This window comes from Pantoea sp. ICBG 1758 (assembly GCF_002928325.1).
Taxonomy (GTDB): Bacteria; Pseudomonadota; Gammaproteobacteria; order Enterobacterales; family Enterobacteriaceae; genus Pantoea; species Pantoea eucrina.
Window position 1 is genome coordinate 35,781 of sequence record NZ_POWL01000003.1, and the last position, 23,212, is coordinate 58,992.

The following is a 23,212-nucleotide window of genomic DNA, read 5'->3' on the forward strand; positions in this document are numbered from 1 at the left end:
CACTGTACAGATAAATTGAATCCTGTCCGGACACGTCCGGGCATCCGTATGACAGACTCAGGAAATAGCTATGCAACAGTTACAGAGCGTTATTGAATCCGCCTTTGAGCGCCGTGCTGACATCACGCCCGCCAGCGTCGACAGTGCCACCCGTGAAGCGATCAATCAGGTGATTGGTCTGCTGGACAGCGGCGAACTGCGCGTCTCTGAAAAAATCGATGGCGAATGGGTAACGCATCAGTGGCTGAAAAAAGCGGTGCTGCTGTCGTTTCGCATCAATGACAATCAGGTTATGGAAGGGGCTGAAACCCGCTTTTATGACAAGGTGCCGATGAAATTTGCCGGCTGGGACGATGCGCGCTTTAAAGCGGCAGGTTTCCGCGTGGTGCCACCAGCGGCCGTACGCCAGGGCGCTTTTATTGCGCGTAACACCGTGCTGATGCCTTCCTACGTCAACATCGGGGCTTTTGTCGATGAAGGTACCATGGTTGATACCTGGGCCACCGTGGGCTCCTGTGCGCAGATTGGCAAAAACGTGCATCTCTCCGGCGGCGTGGGCATTGGCGGCGTACTGGAGCCGCTGCAGGCTAATCCAACCATCATCGAAGATAACTGCTTTATCGGCGCACGTTCCGAAATCGTTGAGGGCGTGATTGTCGAGGAGGGTTCGGTGATCTCAATGGGCGTTTATATCGGCCAGAGCACCAAAATTTACGATCGCGAAACCGGTGAAGTTCACTACGGCCGCGTCCCGGCTGGTTCAGTAGTGGTCTCAGGTAATCTGCCGTCGAAAGATGGCAGCTACAGCCTCTACTGCGCGGTAATCGTGAAAAAAGTTGACGCTAAGACGCTGAGCAAAACGGGTATCAACGAACTGCTGCGTACTATCGATTAACTTCTCTGAGCGCTTTTCTTACGCATGACGGCACTGGCAACGGTGCCGTCATTTTTTCTTTACACCCCGCCTGATACAACCTGTTTTGCGCCGCAAATTAACTGGTGCGTTTACTTTTCAAACAGTTCATAATCCGCGCCAGTTAACTCCGGACGCGCACTGTCTGACCCGGTTTTTCGTCTAAAGTTTATAAGTATGCCGTAAGCGTTCCGGATCCGACCTGGAACGATTGATGACATGTCTGCGCGCTCACTCACTCTCAGAGGGAATTTAAACGCCATGTATGACAACCTGAAAAGCTTAGGTATCAGCAATCCTGAAGACATCGATCGTTACAGTCTGCGTCAGGAAGCGAACAACGACATCCTGAAAATCTATTTCCGCAAAGATAAAGGCGAATTTTTTGCCAAGAGCGTGAAATTCAAATATCCGCGCCAGCGCAAAACCGTGGTGGCCGAACATAACGGTCAGGGCTTCCGTGAAATTCAGGAGATCAGCCCCAACCTGCGTTACGTTATCGATGAGCTGGATCAGATTTGCCAGCGCGATCGGGTTGAGGTGGATCTGAAGCGCAAGATCCTCGACGATCTGCGCCATCTGGAGAGCGTGGTCTCTAATAAGATCGCTGAGATTGAAGCCGATCTCGATCAGCTGACCCGTAACAGCCGCTGATCCGTTTACACATCGCACTCAGGCCAGCGCTGCTGGCCTTTTTTACGCCCGTTCATCCAGCTGCAGCGCCACATACAGCAGCAGCCGGTCGTCGAAATTGCCGAGATCCAGTCCGGTCAGTTCTGAAATCCGGTTCAGACGATACTCCAGCGTATTACGATGAATAAACAGCGCGCGTGCCGTGGCGCCAGGCTGCACGTTATGACTGAACCAGGCGAGCAGCGTACGCCGTAATAAACCGTTGGTATCGATGCTTCTGAGTTTTTCCAGCGGACGCGCCAGCTCGCTGGCCTGCCAGCCGCCACGCAGGCTGTCGAGCAGTACCGGCAGCACCAGATCCTGATAAAAAAAACTGCGCTGCTCCGGCATACGCTGCTTGCCCACTGACATAGTGGTGCGGGCAGTACGCCACGAGCGCGCAATGCCGCCCGGTCCGGGGAAATAATTGCCCAGCGCAATCCGCATACGCACCTGACCGCTCTCTTTCATACGCTGCAGCAGCTGGTCAACGCGCCGGCGGTGATCGTCGTGATCGTAACGGCCGTGAGCGTTCAGCGCGGGTTTCAGCACCACCATCTCCGTCAGCGATACGATGGCAATGAGGTTATCGCGATCCGGCGTGGTCAGCAGCGTCTGCAGCTGCTGCAGCTCTGACATTGCGCTGTCTACGCCCAGCTGGCCGCTATCCACTTCCACTACCGCCACCACACGCGGCTGGTTAAGATCGATACCCAGCCGCTGCGCCCATTCGTTCAGCGTCGGCGAGAGTGTGTCGCTGCGGATCAGGTTAAGCACCAGCTCTTCGCGCAGGCGGCTATCCTGCGCCAGCAGATGCAGCAGCCGCGCCTGTTCCAGCATCATCTCCGCCGTCATACAGACCAGTTCGCCGTAATGCCGCAGGGCAGCAGGTTCTCCGGTCAGCCCGATGACTCCCACGATGCTGCCTTCAATGCGCAGCGGCAGATTGATGCCAGGCCGCACGCCGTGCAGATGCTTTGCTACCGCTTCATCAATATCTACCACCCTGCCCTGCGACAGTACCAGCAGCGCGCCCTCGTGCAGCTCGCCGATACGTTCACGATCGCCGCTGCCGATAATGCGCCCGCGCGCATCCATCACGTTGACGTTGCTGTCGATAATTTTCATGGTGCGCGCAACGATATCCTGCGCCAGACGCGCATCAAGATGAGAGGTTGCCATGGATCACTTCCTGAGCAAGGGGCAAACCGACAGAATACGCATCCTGCTGACGGCTGACATTGTGCAATTGCACATAGTGGCGGAGAGATTGCGGAAAATGTTACCGGGCGCACAAAAGAAAAAAGGCGAGCCGCAGCCCGCCCGGTTTATGCAGGGAGAATTACTGCATCAGCAGATAAAGCGACGCGTCACCGCGCAGAATGTTGAGCGCCAGTACCGGCGGTTTCGTGTCGAGAATTTTACGCAGTTCACCCAGGTTATCGATCGCCTGCTGGTTAACCCCGAGGATGATGTCACCTTTCTTCAGGCCGATACGCGCGGCCGCGCTGCCTGCTTTCACGCTGTCAACGCGCACCCCTTTGTGGCCATTGCTCTCCACGTTGCTGAGATCGGCGCCTTCAATACCGGTGTAAATGGTCGCCGACTGCACTTTATCTTTGGTGCTCTGCTGCAGCTCTACCGTCACGCTCTGGGATTTACCCTCGCGCAGCAGACCCAGCTGAAGTTTGGTGCCCGTCGGCAGCGAGCCCACTTCAGCACGCAGGGCAGCAAAGCTGCTCAGCGGCTTGCCATTCAATGAAACCACGACGTCGCCGGCTTTCACGCCCGCTTTTGCCGCCGCAGAACCAGGCAGAACCTGGCTGACAAAGGCGCCGCGCTGGGCATCAACCTTCATCGCTTTCGCCAGCTCTGAGTTCAGCTCGGTGCCGAGGATCCCCAGCTCACCGCGTTTAACCTGACCAAACTCCACCATCTGCGCCGTCAGGTTTTTCACCATCGAGCTGGGAATAGCAAAGCCGATGCCGATGTTACCGCCATCCGGTGCCAGAATAGCCGTGTTAATCCCGATCAGCTCGCCGTTCAGATTGACCAGCGCACCGCCCGAGTTGCCGCGGTTGATGGCGGCGTCAGTCTGGATAAAGTTCTCGTAATTCTCCACATTCAGGCCGCTGCGGCCCAGCGCAGAGACGATGCCGGAGGTCACGGTTTCACCCAGCCCGTAAGGGTTGCCGATCGCAACGGTATAGTCACCTACCCGCAGCGTATCGGAATCGGCCATTTTAATCGCCGTGAGGTTTTTCGCATCCTGCAGTTGGATCAGGGCAATATCAGACTGCGGATCTTTACCGATGATTTTGGCCTCATAACGGCGGCCGTCGCTGAGCTGAACCTGAATTTTTGTGGCGTTGTCCACTACGTGGTTGTTGGTAACCACATAGCCTTTCTCTGCGTTGATAATGACGCCGGAACCGAGTGCGCGGAACGGCTGTTTTTGTGCATTGCCCGGTGCGCCATCATCTGCGCCACCGCCACCCTGACAGAGCGGCGATCCCTGAAAGGGCGATCCATCCTGACAGAAAGGCGAATTATCGCCAAAGAACTGCTGAAACTGCTGCGGCATGCGCGGCGTTTTTACTGCAGTGCTGCCTTCAACGTTGATGCTCACCACGGAAGGCATCACTTTTTCCAGCATGGGTGCCAGACTGGGCAGCTGCTGGCTGGAGGAGGACGCCGTTTCAGCGGCAAATACTGCAGCAGGCGCGCACGCCATACTCAGACTCAGTGCCAGCGCACTCAGCATCAATCTGTTTTTTTTCATTCGTTTTTTCTCTCTGAAAGTTGCAGCCTGACCATTGCTGTGGCCGTCATAACGGAGATAAATTTTATACGCAAAAAAGGCGATAAAGTTTTGCCTAAAGGTAAATATTTATGCGTCGTCTTTACAAAACTGGCCCTATTCTACCGCCATCATCCGGCGATATTCGTCCCACGCATAATTATCCGTCATGCCGCTGATGTAATCCTGAATAAGGCGGAAGCGATAATAGCGCTCCCATAACAGCCGCTGATATTTATGCTCAACGACGCGCGCGCGCATCTGCTGCTGGTACGCCTTACGATGTTTACCGGAGAGCTTATGGAACAGGCGCGTCTCAATAGGATGGCCCGCCAGATAATCATCATTCATTAAGGTGGTAAATTGCTCATAATTGAGCTGCATCAGCGACTGATAGATCTCCAGCAGGCCTTTAATTACCCGGTAGCCCTGCAGCTCCAGCTGCTCTACTTCAGGATGATTAAATACTTGCTGACGCGCCACAGTTTTAAACAGCTTCAGCAGCCGCCCTTCATCACCATCATCTTCCAGCAGGGCGTGATTAAAATTGCCGGAGAAAATGGCCGGCAGGTTATCGACAAAGCGCCGCACCGCATGGCCTACCAGCAGATTCTGCACGTTTACGCGCAGCGACATAAAAAACTGATCGCTGATGCTGCGCCGTTTTTTCTGATTCGCCTCTTTCCAGGCCTCACCAATGGTGCGGCTAAATGCATCACCGGGAATCAGCGGCCCCCAGGCTTTAACCAGCGCGTGATAGAGCGTATCCACGGTAAATATCGCTTTTTCAACGGCATCATCCAGGTCGGCAATACAGTATGAAATATCATCCGCCGCCTCCATTATCCAGGTCAGCGGATAGCGATGATGTTCCGCCAGATCGGTGGCGACGCGCAGCTCCGCAATATATTCCCGTTCAGAGAGATAAAAGCCGGGTTTTTTCATCAGGACGCTGAATTCAGCCGGCTTCTCACCCTGCCACCAGGCGGGGGCAGTATATTTCAGAATGCAGGCGACCTGGGCATAGCTAAGGTTAAGCTGCAGCAGCGTATGGACCAGCCGAATCGCCTGTGCATTCCCCTCAAAATTGCACAGATCCTGACGAATCATTGCATTCAGTTCGTTAAAGTCAGCCTGCTGTTCGTCGCTGGCCACGCCGGCGACCAGCGGATCCACCAGCTCTGCCGGCAGATTATCTTCGAACCAGTCATTAATCGCTGCTTCGCCAAAATGTCCAAACGGCGGGTTGCCGACGTCATGCAGCAGACAGGCCATCTCGACCAGCGTCTCTGTAGCCCCTTCAAAACCGTCCAGGCCATACTGCTCCAGCCCGCCGCCCTGGGTTTTCAGGGTATGGAGAATCTCCTTGGTAATGTAGCGGCCGGTCTGCTGGACCTCCAGCGAATGAGTCAGCCGCGAGCGTACGGCTGCGTTGCGCTCCAGCGGGAATACCTGGGTTTTTTGCTGCAGCCGGCGGATAGCGGCGGAGTTAATGATCCGGCCCCGATCGCTCTCAAAATGGCGGGTGATCGCGTATTCGCCTTCCGGCGCTTTACGGCTGGTATAAGGGCGCGTGAAACCGATCTTCTTCCTGAAATTAATCGCCACCATAGCGGGCCCTCTTTTTGGTGAATTCATCGCTCTGAAGCCATGATAGACTATGCCTCAGTTTCCTCTTAAACATCTATAAACACAGCGAGATTCTTTATGAAAGCAGGCATTATTGGCGCGATGGAGCAGGAAGTTACCCTGCTGCGTGACAAAATTGAAAACCGTCAGACGCTGAAGCTGGCCGGATGTGAAATCTATACCGGTACCCTGAATGGCGTTGAGGTTGCCCTGCTGAAATCAGGAATCGGGAAAACGGCCGCCGCGCTGGGCACCACCCTGCTGCTGCAGCTCTGCAAACCCGATCTGGTGATCAACACCGGCTCTGCGGGTGGCCTTGCGCCGACGCTGCAGGTCGGGGATATCGTGGTATCTGATGAAGTACGCTATCACGACGCCGACGTCACCGCTTTTGGCTATGTGCCGGGTCAGATGGCAGGTTGCCCGGAAGCGTTTGTGGCCGACAGCCAGCTGGTGACGGCCGCTGAGCAGACAATTAGCGAGCTGCAGCTGAACGCCGTGCGCGGCCTGGTGGTCAGCGGCGACGCGTTTATCAACGGTGCAGAGCCGCTGGCACGCATCCGCTCACAGTTTCCGCAGGCGATTGCCGTAGAAATGGAAGCCACCGCCATTGGTCATGTTTGTCACCAGTTTAACGTGCCGTTTGTCGTGGTACGCGCCATCTCTGACGTCGCCGATAAAACCTCCCACCTGAGTTTTGATGAGTTTCTCAGCGTGGCGGCCAGACAATCCTCTCTGATGACAGAGCGCCTGCTTGCCCGTCTGACGCATGGCTAAGTGGCTGCTCGCCGGGCTGCTGCTGCTCTGCAGCGGCCTGGTGTTAGCGGCTCCGCGCGTCATTACCCTCGCCCCGCATCTTACAGAGATGGCCTTTGCCGCCGGTATCACACCGGTGGCGGTCAGCGCCTGGTCCGACTATCCACCCGCTGCCCGGACGCTGCCGCAGGTAGCGAACTGGCAGGGCATCGGCGTTGAGCAGGTGCTGCAACTGAAACCAGACGTGGTACTGGCGTGGCGTGGCGGTAACCCGGCGCGTCAGATTGAACAGCTGCAGCACGCTGGCGTCAGGGTGGTCTGGATCGATCCGCAAAGCCTGGATGAGATGATAGATACCGTGCAGTCGCTGGCGCGCTGGAGCCCGCGGCCTGAACAGGCTGTTTCAGCTGCGCAGGCGCTGCGGGCGCAGGAAGCTGCATTGCGCCAGCGCTACCGGCACGCTGCTCCGGTGGCGCTGTTTCTGCAGTTCGGACAGCAGCCGCTGTTTACCGCTTCGCGTAACACGCTGCAAAATGAGATCGTCACGCTGTGCGGCGGGCAGAATATTTTTGCCGACAGCCGGGTTAGCTGGCCGCAGGTCAGCCGGGAGCAGGTGCTGATACGGCAGCCGCAAGCGATTGTCATCAGCGGCGATACCGCACAGGCCGCCAGCATCACCCGGTTCTGGCGCTCACAGCTCAGCGTACCGGTGATTGCCATTAACCCCGACTGGCTGAGCCGCCCCGGTCCGCGCCTGCTGCTGGCCGCGCAGCAGCTCTGCGCTGCGCTGCATCCGCTAAAAAAATAAGCGCCCGCGCATAAAGTTTAGCCCGCATATGTCGACAATGAAGAGAGCAGGCACGGCAGCCACGTAAGCTCCGTGCCCTTTTAGCGCAACGCGCTTTTGACTACACCAGGAATTAATCATGACCCGAGCTGTACTGCTGGCCATTATGCTGGCGGGCGCGGCGTCCGCCATGGCGGCTGGCACCAGCGGCTCGATTGCGGTGTCGCTGACTATCGTGTCACGCTGCACTGTCTCATCCGCCAGTGCACCGGGGCTGCCCGCCGCTGACTGCGCGGGCGGTAGCGGCGCTCAGCCGCGTATTTCCCGGCAGACGCTCACGGGCGATGCGCGCCGGCACGACACAACACAATTAGTCACTATTGAGTGGTAGAACTGGCTGCCGGAACGGCAGCCAGACTGGCATCAGATACTGAAAGAGGAACCACAGCCGCAGGTGGTTTTAGCATTGGGGTTGGTAACAATAAAGCGCGAACCTTCCAGACCTTCGGTGTAGTCCACCGATCCGCCCACCAGATACTGCAGGCTCATTGGATCCACTACCAGCGATACGCCCTGCTTTTCGATGGTCATATCGCCATCGTTCATCTGGTCATCAAAGGTAAAACCATACTGGAAGCCGCTGCAACCGCCGCCGGTGATATAGACGCGCAGTTTCAGCGCCGGATTCTCTTCATCCGCAATCAGATTTTTTACTTTATTGGCTGCTGCATCGGTAAACTGCAAAGGCAGCGCTGCTACGTCATCACTCATGTTTTACTCCGCGTAAACGTCCAGGTCAGAAAACAACCTTAATCACGCTATTATCTGCCAGCCGCCCGGTGCAATCAAGTAGCACCCTTGACACTGTGTGCCCCTGAAATGAACTACAGTTTGAACCCTGCGTGCGCGAGGCCCCTGCTGCGCGCCGCGCGGCGGTTCACCGTCGCGGCATCTTCCCGTAGAATGACGGGATGAATTTTTCCAGACAGCCGGAGCCAAACCATGAGTAAGTCAGAAAATCTATACACCGAAGCACAACGTCTGATCCCGGGCGGCGTGAACTCCCCGGTGCGCGCGTTTACCGGTGTCGGCGGCGTACCGCTGTTTATTGAACGCGCCGATGGCGCCTTTTTGTATGACGCAGATGGTAAAGCCTATATCGACTATGTCGGCTCCTGGGGCCCGATGGTACTGGGCCACAATAACGCGACCATCCGCAACGCGGTCATTGAGGCTGCCGCGCGCGGCCTGAGCTTTGGTGCGCCGACTGAGATGGAAGTGAAAATGGCGGAGCTGGTGTGCGAGCTGATGCCGGGTATGGATATGGTGCGTATGGTGAACTCCGGTACGGAAGCGACCATGAGCGCCATCCGCCTGGCGCGCGGCTTTACCCATCGCGATAAAATTATCAAGTTTGAGGGCTGCTACCATGGTCATGCCGACTGCCTGCTGGTCAAAGCGGGTTCCGGTGCACTGACGCTGGGTCAGCCGAACTCCCCTGGCGTGCCGGCTGACTTTGCCCGCCATACGCTGACCTGCACCTATAACGATCTCGCCTCTGTCCGCACGGCGTTTGAAGAGTATCCGGACGATATCGCCTGTATCATCGTGGAACCGGTTGCCGGCAACATGAACTGTATCCCGCCGCAGCCTGACTTCCTGCCAGGCCTGCGCGCGCTGTGCGACGAGTTTGGTGCCCTGCTGATTATCGATGAGGTGATGACCGGTTTCCGCGTGGCGCTGGGCGGCGCGCAGACCTACTACAACGTGATGCCTGACCTTACCTGCCTCGGTAAAATCATCGGCGGCGGCATGCCGGTCGGCGCATTTGGTGGCCGTCGCGACGTGATGGAAGCGCTGGCACCTACAGGTCCGGTCTACCAGGCGGGCACGCTGTCGGGTAACCCGATTGCGATGGCAGCCGGTTTTGCCTGCCTGACGCAGATTGCTCAGCCAGGCACGCACGCCACGCTGACCGCGCTAACCACGCAGCTGGCTGAGGGCCTGCTGGCTGCCGCGCAGGCGGAAAATATCCCGCTGGTGGTAAACCACGTGGGCGGCATGTTTGGTCTGTTCTTCACCGATGCTGAAAGCGTGACCTGCTATGCAGATGTCACCCGCTGTGACACAGAGCGTTTTAAGCGCTTCTTCCATCTGATGCTGAGCGAGGGGATCTACCTGGCCCCCTCCGCCTACGAGGCGGGCTTTATGTCGCTGGCGCACACGCCGGAAGATATTGAGCGTACCGTTGCCGCAGCGCGTCGCTGCTTTGCCCAGCTGTAACGCCGGACTGCTCCGAGGAGCGACCCGCCCTGCCCTGGCAGGCCATAACAAAAAGGTGCGCCACGGCGCACCTTTTTTCTGTTACGCGCGGCGCAGCAGCCAGATGAAATAGGGGGCGCCAAAGAAGGTTGCCATCAGCCCTGCCGGGATCTGATCCGGAAACGCCAGCATCCGGCCGCACCAGTCAGCCACCAGCATCAGCCCGGCGCCGGTTACGCCAGCCATCATCATCTGCGGCAGCGCGCGCCGGAAGCCGAGCATACGCACAATATGCGGTGCCATCAGCCCGATAAAGCTCAGCGGTCCGACCGTCAGCGTCGCGGCGGCGGTCAGCGCGGCGGCCAGCAGCAGCAGCAGCAATCGTGAGGCAGTCAGTGACATCCCCGCGGAGCGGGCGGTGGCACTGCCAAGCGGCAGCAGCGTCAGCCAGCGGCTTGCCAGCGGTGCCAGGGCGACCAGTATCAGCGCGATGACCGCACTCTGCAGCGCCTGCGGCAGCGAGATGCTATAGGTGGAGCCGGAGATCCAGCTCAGCAGCCCCTCCATGCGCGGATCGCCGCTCGCCAGCAGTAGCATCAGCAGCGTGGCAAACGCGCTGTTCAGCGCCATTCCTGCCAGCAGCATACGCTGCGGTGAAAAGCCCCCCCGGCTGGCAACCAGCATAATGACGCCGAGCGTTAACGCTCCTCCGGCTATCCCTGCCGGCAGCAGCCACGCCAGCGCATTGCCCGGCACAAAAAACAGCATCAGCACCACGCCGCACGCCGCCCCGGAACTGATACCCAGCACTTCCGGGCTGGCCATCGGGTTGCCGGTCAGACGCTGGATCAGCGTACCCGCCACGCCCAGCATCATTCCCACCGCCAGAGCCGCCAGCACGCGCGGTGCGCGCCACGGCAGCAGCTGCTGCAGCATGTCACCGCTTACCCATGCCCAGCCCGTAGCGTTACGGCCAAAACTGATACCCGCAACGGTCAGCAGCAGCAGCACCGCCAGCCCCGTCAGCACCCAGCGCAGCACACGCTGACGCTCGGCCGGCACCCGATCCCCGGCGTTCATCTCCGGCGGCTGAGAGCCGGCACGCAGCCGCGGCAGCAGCCACAGCAGCAGCAGCACCCCGGTCAGCGCCGTTGCCGTGCCGGTCGAAATCTCACGCCAGTACACCGTGAGCAACTGCACCGACTGATCGGCCAGCCACAGCAGCAGTGCACCAATCAGCGGAGCCAGCAGAATGCGGCTGAGCAGCCGCCGCGCACCCAGCATTTTTGCCAGCAGCGGCGCAAATAGCCCAATAAAACCGATAATGCCGGCAATGTTCACCAGCTGCGCGCTGAGCAGAATTGCCAGCGCCAGCGCGGCAACGCGTGCGATGGAAAGCGACAGGCCAAGATTTTTTGCCACGCCATCATCCAGTCCCATCAGCGTCAGCGGACGCAGCAGCGCCAGCGTCAGCACAAACGCCAGCAGCAGCCGGGGCCAGAGCAGCGCCACGTTGTGCCCGTCGAGCTGATTAAGCGCCCCGGTGCTCCAGAGAAACATATTCTGCAGCTGATCGTGATTAAAGATGGCAAAGACCTGATTGACCGCGCCGGCATACAGGCTCAGAACCAGTCCGGCGAGGATCAGCGTCACCGGTGAAAGCCGTCTGCCCCACGCCACGCCAAACACCAGCACGCCGACCAGCAGCGCACCACCTGTCGCCGCAAACTGCTGCGTAAGCTCACCACCCGGCAGCTGCCACAGCGTGGCAACGGTAATGCCCAGCTGAGCGCCGGAGGAGATACCCAGCGTGGCAGGCTCTGCCAGCGGATTACGCAGCACCTGCTGAAACAGCAGGCCCGCCAGTCCCAGTCCGGCGCCGAGCAGCAGCGCCAGTGCCAGACGCGGCAGCAGACTGTAGTGAAAGACCATCTGGCGAATCGCATCGATATCGGGCGTGAAAAACGCCTGCGGCCACTGCGCCAGCGGCAGTGCGTGCTGCAGGTTGACAAAGGTCAGCAGCAGAGCGATAGCAAATATTGCGCTCAGCAGCGCGGCGGGAAAAAGAGAGATACGCATTAACGGGGCTCCAGCGCGCTTTCCAGCACGCGTACAAATCGCAGGGCTGCCAGCGTGGCACCGTAATACCATACGGCCGGCACGCGCCGGAAGCGGCCAGCACGCACAAACGGCAATGCCTGCCACAGCGCGGTGCGGGTCACCTGCTGCATATCGCGCTGATTATCGTGGTCAAAGCAGAGCACCTCAACGTTACCCACTTCAGCCAGCCGCTCCAGGCCGATGACCGCGCTGCCCCAGTAGCTGGTTTCACCCTGCCAGGCACTGGTAAGACCGAGCCGCTGCATGACATCCAGAAACAGGCTGTTCTGCCCGAAAACAATGGCGTGCCGGCTGTCGAGCAGCGACATCAGCAGAATTGGTCGTCCGGCCCATCCCTGCAGGCGCACCCGTGCCGCCGCCAGCTGCTGTCCGGTCTCCTGCAGATGCTGCTCCGCCTGCGCCTCGCGTCCAATGCGCGCGCCCAGCTGCCGCAGCGAGTGTTGCGCGGCGCTGAACGGCTTGCCGTCGCCGCTGTGAAGCGAAAAACCCAGCGTCGGGGCGATATGCTGCAGCGTTTCTGCTGACGGACCAAAGCCGCTGTAATACAGGATCAGTGAGGGATCCAGCTGCGTCATCAGCTCCAGATTAGGTTCACCACGCAGGCCAAGATCGACGGTACTGGCGGGCAGCGGCGGCTCGCCAACCCAGATATTGTAGTTGTGTACATCCGCCACGCCGAGCGGTGCCACGCCCAGCGCCATCAGCAGTTCAGCTGAGAGCCACTCCAGCGCCAGAATGCGTGAATTGTCCGGCACGGCAGCACGCAGCGGCGCGCACTGCATAAGCGGCGAGAGCGCCAGCGCCGTCAGCAGACGACGACGGGTCAGTGAGATCATCCCTGCTCCTCAGCGAACAAAACTGACGGGCGCGCCGCCCTGCGGGTGCGGCAGTATGCCCATCGGAATACCGTAGATCGTGCCCAGCACGTCAGCCTGCATGATCGCCGCCGGTTCCCCTTCGGCGATAACCTCGCCCTGACGCAGCGCCACCAGCCTGTCGCAGTAGCGCGCCGCCATGTTGATATCGTGCAGCACGACAATCACGGTGAGTCCGCGCTCGCGGCTCAGCCGCTGGATCAGCGCCAGCACCTCAACCTGATGCGCAATATCCAGCGCCGACGTCGGCTCATCCAGCAGCAGGCAGCGGCTATTTTGCGCCACCAGCATCGCCAGCCAGGCGCGCTGACGCTCGCCGCCGGAGAGGCTATCCACCAGACGGCCGGCAAAGGGTTTCAGCCCCACCAGCGCAATCGCCTCCTCAACCCGGTTGCGATCTTCCGCGCCGTAACGTCCCAGCGCACCGTGCCACGGATAGCGCCCCATCGCCGTCAGTTCGCGCACCGTCATGCCTTCTGCCGCAGGCAGCTGCTGAGGCAGATAGGCCACCTGACGTGCAAACGCTTTGCTGTTCCAGTGCGCCACCGGTTCGCCGTTCAGCAGCACTTCTCCTGCCGTCGCAGCATGATGGCGCCCCAGCATTTTCAGCAGGGTCGATTTTCCCGAGCCGTTATGGCCAATCAGTGCGGTCACTTTTCCCGGTGTAAACGTAAGCGACAGCGGATGCAGCAGCGTGCGCCCCGGCACGTGAAAGCTGGCACTATCCAGCGCAAAAGTGGTTTCGGCGTAGTGCGAATGCAGCATGGTACTCCCTGGCTAACGGGCGCAGCGCGCCCGGATATCAGTCTCAGAAACGGAAGGTAGCGGTACCCACGATACGGCGCTCAGCGCCCCAGTAGCAGGCGTAGTCGCGGTAGCAGCTGGCGACGTAGTCACGATTGAACAGATTGTTGACGTTGACGCCCACAGTCGAACCCGGCAGGCCGAAGCGACCCAGGTCGTACTTCAGCGCGGCGTCTACCGTGGTGTAAGCGGCGACATCGAAGTTCTGGTTCGCGTTGCTACCGCTGGCATACAATCCTTTGCTTTCACCGACGTAACGCACACCGGCACCGATAGTTACGCCCGATAGCGCCGTGTCATGGAAGGTGTAGTCGCCCCACAGCGATGCCATGTGCTTCGGCACCTGCACCGGCGTGCGGCCTTTCAGCAAGTTATCTTCGGTGTATTCCGCATCGGTATAAGAGTAAGCCGCCGTCAGGTTGATGCTGGCGTTCACCGCGGCTTTCGCTTCCAGCTCCACGCCGCGTGAACGGATTTCGCCGCTCTGCACGCTAAACTGCGGATTATCAGGATCGGCCGTCAGGTTTTTGGTTTTGGTGAGCTGATACACAGCGGCCGTCATAACAATCGGACGATCTTTCGGCACATATTTTACGCCTGCCTCATACTGCTTAGCGCGTGAAGGATCGAACGCCTGACCGTTCCCTGTCGCACCAGCATTCGGGATGAACGCTTCGCTATAGCTGAAGTAAGGTGCAATACCATTATCGAATACGTAGTTAACCCCGCCGCGCCAGGTAAATGCCTGATCATTCTGACGGTCTACGGAATTTTCCACCCGATCGGTAACGGAGTTCATCGCGTAATCGTAGCGGCCACCGAGTGTTAACACCCAGCGGTTCCATTCCATTTGATCCTGCGCATACAGGCCAGTCTGGCGCTGCTGATTTAAATGCTGATAAGGATTGGTATAAGGGGTATAGCTGTCATCACCATATTGCGGATTGAATGGGCTAAGACCACTGGCGACACCAAACTGACCATCAATGTCGTTACGGGTGCGCTGGAAATCAACGCCCAGCAGCAAGGTATGAGCTAAATCACCGGTAGCAAAGTTAGCCTGGGCCTGCGTATCAACCGCGAACTGGTTGAGTTTCTCTTTCGAGAATGCCGCATTACGGGTAATACGTTGATTATCAGGGTTATAACCGAAGCCATAAATGCTGCGGTAATCCGTACGCAGTTCGGCATAGCGCAGGTTCTGCCGCACCGTCCAGGTATCGCTGAAGCTATGCTCAACGCTGTACCCGACCATTTTGGTGTTGCGCGAAATCTTGTTGCTCTCTTCGCCTTCATCAAAATGGGTCGGCAGTTTGTAACTGCTGCCGTCCGGGCGGGTGATGCCCACCACCGTGCCTTCGCGCGGCAGCCAGCCGTAATAGCCGGTTTCCGGTTCATTCTGGAAGTAAGTCAGCAGGTCAAAACGCGTATTTTCGTCCGGACGCCAGCTGAATGAAGGCGCAATGGTGTAGCGCTTCTCTTTGTTCATCGCCTGCTGCGCATCAGCGCTGCGCGCGAGGCCGGTCAGACGATAGCTGTAGACGCCTGCGTCATCGAGCGCGCCGCCGAAATCGAAGCCGGTTGAGAACAGATTGTCATTGCCCATCTGGAACTGCACTTCACGCAGCGTCTCCTGCGTGGGGCGCTTGCTGACCAGCGCCACTACTCCGCCCGGATTACTTTTTCCATAGAGCACCGATACCGGGCCGCGCAGCAGCTCCGCACGCTCCAGGAACCAGGGATCGAGGGCGAATTCTGAGTAGTTGTCGCCCTGCAGTTTCAGGCCATCCAGATACTGATTGGTGTTGGTTTCGCTGAAGCCGCGAATCGAGAGTGCATCAATCACGTCCGAACTGCCGCGGTTACCGGTCAGTACGCCAGGGGTATAGTTGAATGCCCCTTTAACGCTGGTGACGGCATGCATCGCCATCTCTTCCTGCGTCACCACCGAAACCGACTGCGGGTTTTTTTCAATCGGCGTATCGGTTTTGGTGCCGGTGGCGCTCTGCTTCGCCGCAATGGTCGGGGCCGGGCCCCAGGCGCTCTCCTGTGCCACCGTGCCGGTATCGGCAGCGGTGACAACAACAGTCTCTTCTGCCAGCGCCTGCGCGCTCAGCGTACCCAGTGTTAACGCAATAAATAAAGCCAGCGGGCGACGAGGCGTCAGCTCCGGCCGGAAAAAAGTAGTTCGCGCACTCATGAAGGAGTCTCTCAACAGATGAACAATGCGGGCGAATGAAAACGATAATGATTATCAGACGCAAAGATTCTAGGCGAAGCTGCGCGCGATCTGCAAGATGTAATCTGCGCGATTGCCGCAATTACTGCCCGATTGCAGCATCGATTTATCGCGGATAAAAAACCGGAGGCAAAAAAAAGGGCGCCGGAGCGCCCTGTATGAAGGGATGACTTATTTACTGCCGAACATATCTTTGATCCAGCCCGCCACGCCGTCAGAATCCTTTTGCTCATTCTGCGACTGTTGCTGCTGTTGCTGTTGCTGTTGCTGCTCAGGCTGCTGCTGCTGTTGCTGCTGGAACACCTGCTGCTGCTCCATCTGCTGCTGGCAGAGTGCGGCCGGATCCAGCGTCCAGACCGGCAGTGAACGCCAGGTACTGCTGCCAGATCCGCAGACGAAATTACCCGCAGAATCAACGTTCATCTGCGTGATATCCTCCGGCGGCGTCAGGACCAGCGGCATCGGCGCCTGATTATCGAGATAGCGACGGTAAATCTGCATCGCACCGCTGGAGCCATAGAGTTTCGACGTCTGGTTGTTATCACGTCCGACCCAGGTAATCGCCACTTCTTTACCGTCAACACCGGCAAACCAGCTATCGATCAGATCGTTGGTGGTCCCGGTTTTGCCCGCCAGGTGCGCTTTCGGATAGCGTGCGCCCAGAGCATGGGCGGTACCGCGTTCCGCCACCTGCTGCATGGTATAGAGCGTCAGATAGGCCGCCTGAGCAGGCTCCACGCGCTGCGCCTGCGGAAAGCTCTGGAACAGAACCGAGCCATCTTCAGCGATGACCGAACGTACCGCCGACAGGTCAGCACGGTTGCCGCCGCTGGCGATCGACTGGAACGCCTGCGCCACTTCCACCGGCGTCAGGTTCAGCGCGCCCAGCAGCATCGCCGGCACCGGATGTAGCTGATCTTTCGACACGCCCAGTTTATTCCAGGTATCCACTACCGCATCCAGCCCCAGCGTCATGCCCAGATTAACCGTTGGCACGTTCATGGAGTTAGTCAGCGCATCCACCAGCATCACCTTGCCGCTGAAGCGACGATCGTCGTTCATTGGCTTCCAGACGCTGCCATTGGGCTGCTTCAGCGCAATCGGTTCATCCGCGATCCAGCTGTTCAGCCGGTAGCTGTTGGGCTGGCTCAGCGCGGTCAGATAGGTAGCCGGTTTCGCCAGCGAGCCGATAGAGCGGCGCGCCTGCAGCGCGCGGTTATAGCCGGCAAACTGCGGATCGGAACCGCCCACCATAGCACGCACTTCACCGCTGAAGCGGTCTACCACCACCATGGCGGTTTCCAGATCTTTCAGCCCGCGCTGTTTCTTCAGCGTGGGGATCCCCTCTTCTACCGCCTTTTCAGCCGCGTCCTGTGAAACCGGATCGAGCGTGGTGAAAATTTTCACGCCCGAGAGATCTTTTACCTTGTCGCCCAGCTTCGCCTGCAGCTCATTACGCACCATCTGCATAAAGGCGGGCTGCGGGGTGATCACGCCGCCTTTAGGCTGTACGCCCAGCGGACGCGCCGAGAGCATGTCATACAGCTCCTGGTCAATCACCTGCTGCTGCTGCAGCAGACGCAGCACTAGATTACGTCGCTCCAGCGCCAGCTTTGGATTCCGCCACGGGTTGTAGAGCGAGGCGCCTTTTACCATTCCGACCAGCATCGCCTGCTGATCGAGGCTGAGCTCATCAACCGGACGCCCGAAATAGTAGAGGCTGGCCAGCGGGAAGCCGCGGATCTGATCGTTACCGGCCTGACCGAGATAGACCTCATTGAGGTAGAGCTCAAGGATGCGATCTTTGCTGTAACGCGCATCCATGATCACCGCCATATAGGCTTCACGCGCTTTACGCCATAGTGAGCGCTCATTGGTCAGGAACAGGTTTTTAACCAGCTGCTGCGTCAGCGTACTGCCGCCCTGTACCGCTTTTCCGGCGGTGATGTTGGCCAGAAATGCACGGCCGATCGAGTAAGGGCTGATCCCGTCATGCTCATAGAAGTGACGATCTTCGGTCGCGATCAGCGTATCGACCAGCAGATCCGGGAAGCCGGCACGCGGCACAAACAGACGCTGTTCGCCGTTAGGCGACTGCAGCATGGTGATCAGGCGCGGATCGAGACGGAAGAAACCGAAGTCGCGCCCGGTATCGAGATTTTTAATACCGGAGAGCTCATCGTTGCTGAAGGTCAGACGCGCGTTGATCTGTCCCTCTTTGCTGTCAGGAAAATCAAACGGCCGGCGCAGCAGATCGATGGTATTGCCCTTGACGCTGAACTCGCCCGGACGCGTAATGCGCGACACTTCGCGATACTGCGTACCTTCCAGCAGCGCAATCATCTCTTTCTTATCATAGGCCATGCCAGGCTCAAGGCTGACCATGCGCCCGTAGACGGCGGCAGGCAGCTGCCAGACTTTACCATCAATACGGCTGCGGATCTCAGAGTCGAGATAGACGCCCCAGGCCGCCATCACAACAACAACAACGAGGAAGAGCTTAATGAGCCAGCCTAACCAGCGGCGCTTGCCGCGCTGCGGGCCTTTACCCCTTCCTTTACTTTTCGGTGGCACCGGAGCGCTCTCCTCATAATCTTCATCAATATCAGTTTGCCCGATGTGGCCATCAGGCTCTTTGCGGTGCCCGCGCCGCGCGGTAGTGCGCGGCGGCTTTGGCGCTTTTCCTTTGCGCCCAATAGGTTCGCGATCGTTCCCAGACATACTCTCTTCTCTCCAGGCATAGCGGTAGCTGCGGCCGTTACTCTAACTGCTTTCTCCCGCGGCGCATGGCAGAACCCTCTGAATTCGATCCACAGGGTTACGGGGAAAACTTTTTGGTGCGCCTTGTTGGCAGGGCGCTGGCCGGATCGTCCGGCCATGGATGTTTGGGGTAGCGACCTTTCATCTCTTTCTGCACCTCGGGGTACGCGCCGCGCCAGAACGCCGCCAGATCGCGGGTGATCTGCAGCGGACGATGCGCCGGTGACAGCAGCTCCAGCACCAGCGGCACGCGGCCCTCAGCGATAGCCGGATTCTGCGCCTCGCCAAACATCTCCTGCAGGCGAACGGCCAGCGCGGGCGGATTCTCTGCGTGATAGCGGATGGGCAGGCGGCTTCCGGTCGGCACAGTGTAGTGAGTTGGCAGCGCACTATCCAGCCGCTGACGTTGCGACCATGTCAGCAAATGTAATAATGCCCGGCTGAGGTTAATGCCCTGCAGCCCTTTCAGATCGCGCACGCCCGTCATCTCAGGCAGTAACCAGCTTTCCAGTGTATCAAGCAATGCCGTATCGTCCAGCGGCGGCCACCCCTCTTCCGGCAACCACTGCGTCGCGCACTGCAGGCGCAGGCGCAGCTGCTCCGCTTCCGGCGTCCAGCCCAGCACCGACAATCCCTTTTCGCGTATCCAGCGCAGCATGGCAGGATGCAGAATCTCAGCGTCTGGCCGCGCCTGCGGCTGCGCGCTGAGCACCAGCTCGCCCAGCAGTTCGCGTTTCCAGGCGCGCAGCGTGCCTCTCTCCTCATCCCATTCCACGTCAACCCGGCGGGTAATGAGCTGCGGCAGCGCTGCCCGCAGCGCCGTCAGGTCCACCGGCAGCGCCAGCAGCATGCGTGCGTCCGCCGCGCCCGCCCCCTGCAGCAGCGCGGGCGCAATCAGGGCGGGATAGCGACTAAGGCCGTGATCCTCATCCAGCATGGCGCCGAGACCGTTTGCCAGCTGGTAGCGTGCGCTCTCGCCGCGCCGCTGCGCAATGCGGTCGGCAAAACCCGCCGCCAGCAGCAGCGGAATGCGATCAACATCCACCCGTCCACCGCTGGCGTGCAGACGCTGCTGCCACTGCCGCGCCCGCCGCTGCCACTGCGGCTGGGGATGGTTCAGCGCGTCACGCAAATCGACGCTGCCGCCGCGCGGCGGATCTTCGAGAGTGGCCACCAGCAGCGCCGCGCTGGCAATGGCATCGCTCTCCTCCCCCGCCGCGCAGAGTATGGCCGCAAGACGCGGATCGCTGCCGAGCCGCGCCATTTTCCGGCCGGTGGCGTTAAGCCGTCCGGCGCTGTCCAGCGCGCCCAGCTGGTGCAGCAGCGCGTCCGCCGCCTGCAGGTTGCGGGCCGGCGGCAGGTCAAGCCACTGCAGCTGCGCTGCCGTGCTACAGCCCCACTGCAGCAGCTCCAGCCGCAGACCGGCGAGATCGCTGCTTAAGATCTCTGCATCACTCTGCGCCGGCGCGCGCAGCGCCTGCTCCTGTGCCAGCAGATGTAGGCAGATACCCGGCTCAAGCCGGCCGGCGCGCCCGGCGCGCTGCGTCATGGATGCCTGACTGATACGCTGCGTTTGCAGCCGGGTGACGCCGCTGCGGGCATCAAACTGCGCGACCCGCTCCAGCGCGCTATCGACCACCAGACGGATCCCCTCGATGGTCAGGCTGGTCTCCGCAATGTTCGTAGCGAGCACGACCTTCCGGCGGCCGGCGGCGGCCGGCAGAATGGCGCGCCGCTGCGCCTCCAGCGGCAGCGCACCGTAGAGCGGAGCCAGATCGATATCGTCCCCCACCCGTGCGCTCAGCTCCCGCCTGACACGCTCAATCTCCGCCACGCCCGGCAGAAACAGCAGCAGCGAGCCGTGCTCCTCGCGCAGCAGCTGGGCGACCTCGCGCGCCACCGCCTCCTCAAAACGCGTCTGCGGATTGAGGCTGGCATAGCGGCGCGCCACCGGATAACTGCGTCCGGCCGATACAATGGCAGGCGCAGCGGGCAGCAGCGCCTGCAGACGCTGATTATCCAGCGTGGCGGACATCAGCAGCAGCTTCAGGTCATCGCGCAGCCCCTGCTGCACATCCAGTAGCAGCGCCAGCGCCAGATCGGCCTGCAGGCTGCGCTCATGAAACTCATCGAGGATCACCAGCGCTACGTCCTCCAGCATGGGATCGCGCTGCAGCATGCGCGTCAGGATCCCCTCGGTGACCACTTCGAGTCGGGTATGCGCACCGACGCAGCTCTCACCGCGCAGCCGGTAACCCACGGTGTCGCCCGGCTGCTCGCCAAGCTGCTCCGCCAGCCGCTGGGCCACATTGCGCGCCGCCAGACGACGCGGTTCCAGCATAATAATACGCCCCGGCAGCGACGCCTGCTGCAGCAGCTGCAGCGGCAGCCAGGTCGATTTTCCTGCGCCGGTAGGGGCCGCCAGCAGCACCTGGGGCGAACGCTCCAGCGCCGTCAGCAGCGCAGGCAATACCTCGCTGACCGGTAATTCACTCACGCTCTTCTCCTGCTCTGCCTGTGCTAATATGGCGCGCATTGTACACCACCCGGCGCAGATTACCGGAGCACGCTTATGACCACGCAACGCCTGTTTTTTGCTCTTGAACTGCCTGCTCCGCTTCAGCAGCAGCTGGTGCAGTGGCGGGCGGATAATTTTGCCGCTGAGGCCGGTACGCCGGTTGCAGCGGCCAACCTGCATCTGACGCTGGCGTTTCTGGGTGAGGTGAACCGCGAGACGCAGGAGAGCCTGCAACAGCTCGCCGCGCGTATTACCCAGCCCGCTTTTACGCTTGACCTGGATGATGCCGGACACTGGCCACGCCCCGGCGTAGTATGGCTCGGCTGCCGCCGCGCGCCGCGCGGACTGCTGCAGCTGGCGTCGCTGCTGCGCGCTCAGGCGGCACGACACGGCTGCGCGCAGAGCGCACAGCCTTTTCATCCGCACGTTACCCTGCTGCGCCACGCCACACAGCGCATTGTGCTGCCGCCGCGCGGGTTTCACTGGCAGATGGAAGCGACCCGGTTTGCGCTCTGTTCATCGCTCTTTTCCCGCGGCCGTACGCGCTACAAAACCGTGGCGCGCTGGCCGCTCACTTCAGCCTGAGGATCCACCATGCAGTTTACTCTGCCGCTTAAGCCGGCTCGTCTGGTGGCGCGCTACAAGCGCTTTCTGGCTGACATCGTGACGCCTGAGGGCGACCTGCTGACCATCCACTGCGCCAACACCGGCGCCATGACCGGCTGCGCCACGCCCGGCGACACGGTGTGGTACTCCACGTCAGCCAGCACGACGCGCAAATATCCGCACAGCTGGGAGCTGACAGAGACGCAGTCGGGCCACTGGATCTGCGTTAATACGCTGCGCGCTAACCAGCTGGTGCAGGAGGCGCTGCAGCAGCAGCATATTCCGGAATTATCCGGTTACACCCACTGCCGCAGCGAAGTGAAATATGGCACGGAAAAAAGCCGAATTGATTTCCTTCTGCAGGCAGAGGGCAGATCAAACTGCTATATTGAAGTCAAATCCGTCACCCTTTTACAGAATGGTAAAGGCTACTTTCCGGATGCGGTGACGGTCCGCGGACAGAAGCATCTGCGCGAACTCAGTGCAATCGCGGCAGAAGGTCATCGGGCCGTTTTGTTGTTTGCTGTTCTGCACACGGGGATTGAGGACGTTTCCCCGGCGCGCCATATCGACGCGCACTACGCAGAACTACTGGTACAGGCACAGCGCCGTGGCGTAGAAGTGTTTGCGTATCAGGCCACGCTTTCTCCTGAGCAGATGCAGCTCTCCCGACCGCTGCCGGTGGCAGCCTGCGCTGAGCTGTCATAATAGTGGCGATAAACTGTGTCAGGATGGAGCCGGAGGCGCGCTAAATACGCTTTTACTCACAGGCTTGTCAAGGTGTGTTCAGGAATAATTGCCAACCTTGATTGCTTCTGCTATTTATAGCGGCCTGTTTTTTTCCCTGATGGGAATCGATAAACCCAGAGCAGACAGGCCAGCCGTGCAGCAATCCTGCCGGGCAGTCTGAATCGCAACGGGTAGTGCGTGTTATCCAGGAGAAACAACATGCAAGAAGGGCAAAACCGTAAAACATCGTCCCTGAGTATCCTCGCCATCGCAGGTGTGGAGCCGTATCAGGAGAAACCGGGCGAAGAGTATATGAACGACGCCCAGTTAGGCCACTTCCGTAAGATTCTGGAAGCCTGGCGCAACCAACTCAGGGATGAAGTAGACCGTACTGTGTCACACATGCAGGACGAAGCTGCTAACTTCCCCGATCCGGTTGACCGAGCAGCGCAGGAAGAGGAGTTCAGCCTGGAACTGCGTAACCGCGATCGCGAGCGTAAGCTGATTAAGAAGATCGAGAAGACGCTGAAAAAAGTGGAAGATGACGACTTCGGCTACTGTGAATCCTGCGGTGTTGAAATCGGTATCCGCCGTCTGGAAGCGCGTCCGACTGCCGATCTTTGCATTGACTGCAAAACGCTGGCTGAGATCCGCGAGAAGCAGATGGCTGGCTGATGTCCATCCGCCTGTTCTCACCGCACAGCAGGGAAAATCAATCTTTCCCCGCCGTGCGGTGTATCT

General features: G+C 59.6%; 19 protein-coding genes. 9 read left to right on the forward strand and 10 right to left on the reverse strand.

Annotated elements, in window-relative coordinates; all coding sequences use genetic code 11:
* Window positions 1-70 precede the first annotated feature (70 nt).
* Together dapD and C1Y41_RS11955 are read left to right on the forward strand one after the other, a co-directional pair.
* A complete protein-coding gene (dapD, locus tag C1Y41_RS11950; protein WP_039382717.1) occupies window positions 71-895 on the forward strand; it encodes a 2,3,4,5-tetrahydropyridine-2,6-dicarboxylate N-succinyltransferase in 825 nt (274 codons plus the stop codon).
* Between the two features lie 279 nt (window positions 896-1,174).
* A complete protein-coding gene (locus C1Y41_RS11955; RefSeq protein ID WP_039382714.1) occupies window positions 1,175-1,567 on the forward strand; it encodes a DUF3461 family protein in 393 nt (130 codons plus the stop codon).
* A gap of 42 nt (window positions 1,568-1,609) precedes the next feature.
* Here C1Y41_RS11955 and C1Y41_RS11960 read toward each other — a convergent pair whose 3' ends face one another.
* The 3 genes from C1Y41_RS11960 to dgt all read right to left on the reverse strand — a co-directional run bounded on the left by C1Y41_RS11960 (window position 1,610) and on the right by dgt (window position 5,996).
* Window positions 1,610-2,767: a CdaR family transcriptional regulator gene (locus C1Y41_RS11960; RefSeq protein WP_104085519.1), complete on the reverse strand. Its 1,158-nt coding sequence runs from the start codon at window positions 2,765-2,767 to the stop codon at window positions 1,610-1,612.
* A 160-nt stretch (window positions 2,768-2,927) separates the two neighbouring features.
* Window positions 2,928-4,367 carry a serine endoprotease DegP gene (gene degP, locus C1Y41_RS11965; protein WP_039382707.1) on the reverse strand — a complete coding sequence of 480 codons (1,440 nt, stop codon included), beginning with the start codon at window positions 4,365-4,367 and terminating at the stop codon, window positions 2,928-2,930.
* A gap of 135 nt (window positions 4,368-4,502) precedes the next feature.
* Window positions 4,503-5,996, reverse strand: a complete 1,494-nt coding sequence (gene dgt, locus C1Y41_RS11970) for a dGTPase (protein ID WP_039382705.1) — start codon at window positions 5,994-5,996, stop codon at window positions 4,503-4,505.
* Between the two features lie 96 nt (window positions 5,997-6,092).
* On the opposite strand from dgt, the gene mtnN reads away from it, so the two are divergent.
* The 3 genes from mtnN to C1Y41_RS11985 all read left to right on the forward strand — a co-directional run bounded on the left by mtnN (window position 6,093) and on the right by C1Y41_RS11985 (window position 7,948).
* Complete coding sequence (gene mtnN, locus C1Y41_RS11975) at window positions 6,093-6,791, forward strand: 5'-methylthioadenosine/S-adenosylhomocysteine nucleosidase (RefSeq protein ID WP_039382702.1); 699 nt, start codon at window positions 6,093-6,095, stop codon at window positions 6,789-6,791.
* Window positions 6,784-7,578: a vitamin B12 ABC transporter substrate-binding protein BtuF gene (gene btuF, locus C1Y41_RS11980; protein WP_094111885.1), complete on the forward strand. Its 795-nt coding sequence runs from the start codon at window positions 6,784-6,786 to the stop codon at window positions 7,576-7,578. The genes mtnN and btuF overlap by 8 nt, the downstream gene beginning before the upstream one ends.
* Window positions 7,579-7,696: 118 nt before the next feature.
* Complete coding sequence (locus C1Y41_RS11985; protein WP_039382696.1) at window positions 7,697-7,948, forward strand: hypothetical protein; 252 nt, start codon at window positions 7,697-7,699, stop codon at window positions 7,946-7,948.
* A gap of 32 nt (window positions 7,949-7,980) precedes the next feature.
* Here C1Y41_RS11985 and erpA read toward each other — a convergent pair whose 3' ends face one another.
* Window positions 7,981-8,328, reverse strand: a complete 348-nt coding sequence (gene erpA / locus C1Y41_RS11990; RefSeq protein ID WP_039382693.1) for an iron-sulfur cluster insertion protein ErpA — start codon at window positions 8,326-8,328, stop codon at window positions 7,981-7,983.
* Window positions 8,329-8,559: 231 nt separating this feature from the next.
* Here erpA and hemL point away from each other — a divergent pair, with 231 nt between their 5' ends.
* Window positions 8,560-9,840 (forward strand): glutamate-1-semialdehyde 2,1-aminomutase, encoded by a 1,281-nt coding sequence (gene hemL, locus C1Y41_RS11995; protein ID WP_039382689.1) that lies wholly within the window; start codon window positions 8,560-8,562, stop codon window positions 9,838-9,840.
* An 81-nt stretch (window positions 9,841-9,921) separates the two neighbouring features.
* On the opposite strand, the gene fhuB is transcribed toward hemL, so the two are convergent.
* From fhuB to hrpB, 6 genes are all read right to left on the reverse strand, one after another.
* Window positions 9,922-11,898 (reverse strand): Fe(3+)-hydroxamate ABC transporter permease FhuB, encoded by a 1,977-nt coding sequence (fhuB, locus tag C1Y41_RS12000; protein ID WP_104085520.1) that lies wholly within the window; start codon window positions 11,896-11,898, stop codon window positions 9,922-9,924.
* Entirely contained in the window at window positions 11,898-12,776 is an 879-nt protein-coding gene (gene fhuD, locus C1Y41_RS12005; RefSeq protein WP_104085521.1) for a Fe(3+)-hydroxamate ABC transporter substrate-binding protein FhuD, read from the reverse strand. Before fhuD ends, fhuB begins: the two co-directional genes overlap by 1 nt.
* 9 nt (window positions 12,777-12,785) lie before the next feature.
* Complete coding sequence (fhuC, locus tag C1Y41_RS12010; protein ID WP_104085522.1) at window positions 12,786-13,580, reverse strand: Fe3+-hydroxamate ABC transporter ATP-binding protein FhuC; 795 nt, start codon at window positions 13,578-13,580, stop codon at window positions 12,786-12,788.
* Between the two features lie 43 nt (window positions 13,581-13,623).
* Complete coding sequence (gene fhuA, locus C1Y41_RS12015) at window positions 13,624-15,819, reverse strand: ferrichrome porin FhuA (RefSeq protein ID WP_104085523.1); 2,196 nt, start codon at window positions 15,817-15,819, stop codon at window positions 13,624-13,626.
* 210 nt (window positions 15,820-16,029) lie between these two features.
* Window positions 16,030-18,579, reverse strand: coding sequence for a bifunctional glycosyl transferase/transpeptidase (gene mrcB, locus C1Y41_RS12020; protein WP_104085524.1), 2,550 nt, complete (start codon window positions 18,577-18,579; stop codon window positions 16,030-16,032).
* Between the two features lie 97 nt (window positions 18,580-18,676).
* Complete coding sequence (hrpB, locus tag C1Y41_RS12025) at window positions 18,677-21,154, reverse strand: ATP-dependent helicase HrpB (RefSeq protein ID WP_104085525.1); 2,478 nt, start codon at window positions 21,152-21,154, stop codon at window positions 18,677-18,679.
* A 36-nt stretch (window positions 21,155-21,190) separates the two neighbouring features.
* Here hrpB and thpR point away from each other — a divergent pair, with 36 nt between their 5' ends.
* The 3 genes from thpR (at window position 21,191) to dksA (ending at window position 23,146) form a co-directional block, all read left to right on the forward strand.
* On the forward strand, window positions 21,191-21,721 hold the full coding sequence (thpR, locus tag C1Y41_RS12030; RefSeq protein WP_039382671.1) for an RNA 2',3'-cyclic phosphodiesterase: 531 nt from the start codon (window positions 21,191-21,193) through the stop codon (window positions 21,719-21,721).
* Between the two features lie 9 nt (window positions 21,722-21,730).
* Window positions 21,731-22,450, forward strand: a complete 720-nt coding sequence (sfsA, locus tag C1Y41_RS12035) for a DNA/RNA nuclease SfsA (RefSeq protein ID WP_039382667.1) — start codon at window positions 21,731-21,733, stop codon at window positions 22,448-22,450.
* Between the two features lie 240 nt (window positions 22,451-22,690).
* Window positions 22,691-23,146 (forward strand): RNA polymerase-binding protein DksA, encoded by a 456-nt coding sequence (dksA, locus tag C1Y41_RS12040; protein WP_039382663.1) that lies wholly within the window; start codon window positions 22,691-22,693, stop codon window positions 23,144-23,146.
* Window positions 23,147-23,212 lie beyond the last annotated feature (66 nt).

Bases quoted from the DNA above. Each gene is read 5' to 3' on its own strand.
- dksA (WP_039382663.1), top strand. From the start codon at position 22,691: ATGCAAGAAGGGCAAAACCGTAAAACATCGTCCCTGAGTATCCTCGCC.
- erpA (WP_039382693.1), bottom strand. From the start codon at position 8,328: ATGAGTGATGACGTAGCAGCGCTGCCTTTGCAGTTTACCGATGCAGCA.
- thpR (WP_039382671.1), top strand. From the start codon at position 21,191: ATGACCACGCAACGCCTGTTTTTTGCTCTTGAACTGCCTGCTCCGCTT.
- dapD (WP_039382717.1), top strand. From the start codon at position 71: ATGCAACAGTTACAGAGCGTTATTGAATCCGCCTTTGAGCGCCGTGCT.
- fhuB (WP_104085520.1), bottom strand. From the start codon at position 11,898: ATGCGTATCTCTCTTTTTCCCGCCGCGCTGCTGAGCGCAATATTTGCT.
- C1Y41_RS11955 (WP_039382714.1), top strand. From the start codon at position 1,175: ATGTATGACAACCTGAAAAGCTTAGGTATCAGCAATCCTGAAGACATC.
- degP (WP_039382707.1), bottom strand. From the start codon at position 4,367: ATGAAAAAAAACAGATTGATGCTGAGTGCGCTGGCACTGAGTCTGAGT.
- mrcB (WP_104085524.1), bottom strand. From the start codon at position 18,579: ATGTCTGGGAACGATCGCGAACCTATTGGGCGCAAAGGAAAAGCGCCA.
- C1Y41_RS11960 (WP_104085519.1), bottom strand. From the start codon at position 2,767: ATGGCAACCTCTCATCTTGATGCGCGTCTGGCGCAGGATATCGTTGCG.
- hrpB (WP_104085525.1), bottom strand. From the start codon at position 21,154: ATGCGCGCCATATTAGCACAGGCAGAGCAGGAGAAGAGCGTGAGTGAA.
- fhuA (WP_104085523.1), bottom strand. From the start codon at position 15,819: ATGAGTGCGCGAACTACTTTTTTCCGGCCGGAGCTGACGCCTCGTCGC.
- dgt (WP_039382705.1), bottom strand. From the start codon at position 5,996: ATGGTGGCGATTAATTTCAGGAAGAAGATCGGTTTCACGCGCCCTTAT.
- fhuC (WP_104085522.1), bottom strand. From the start codon at position 13,580: ATGCTGCATTCGCACTACGCCGAAACCACTTTTGCGCTGGATAGTGCC.
- hemL (WP_039382689.1), top strand. From the start codon at position 8,560: ATGAGTAAGTCAGAAAATCTATACACCGAAGCACAACGTCTGATCCCG.
- btuF (WP_094111885.1), top strand. From the start codon at position 6,784: ATGGCTAAGTGGCTGCTCGCCGGGCTGCTGCTGCTCTGCAGCGGCCTG.
- C1Y41_RS11985 (WP_039382696.1), top strand. From the start codon at position 7,697: ATGACCCGAGCTGTACTGCTGGCCATTATGCTGGCGGGCGCGGCGTCC.
- sfsA (WP_039382667.1), top strand. From the start codon at position 21,731: ATGCAGTTTACTCTGCCGCTTAAGCCGGCTCGTCTGGTGGCGCGCTAC.
- mtnN (WP_039382702.1), top strand. From the start codon at position 6,093: ATGAAAGCAGGCATTATTGGCGCGATGGAGCAGGAAGTTACCCTGCTG.
- fhuD (WP_104085521.1), bottom strand. From the start codon at position 12,776: ATGATCTCACTGACCCGTCGTCGTCTGCTGACGGCGCTGGCGCTCTCG.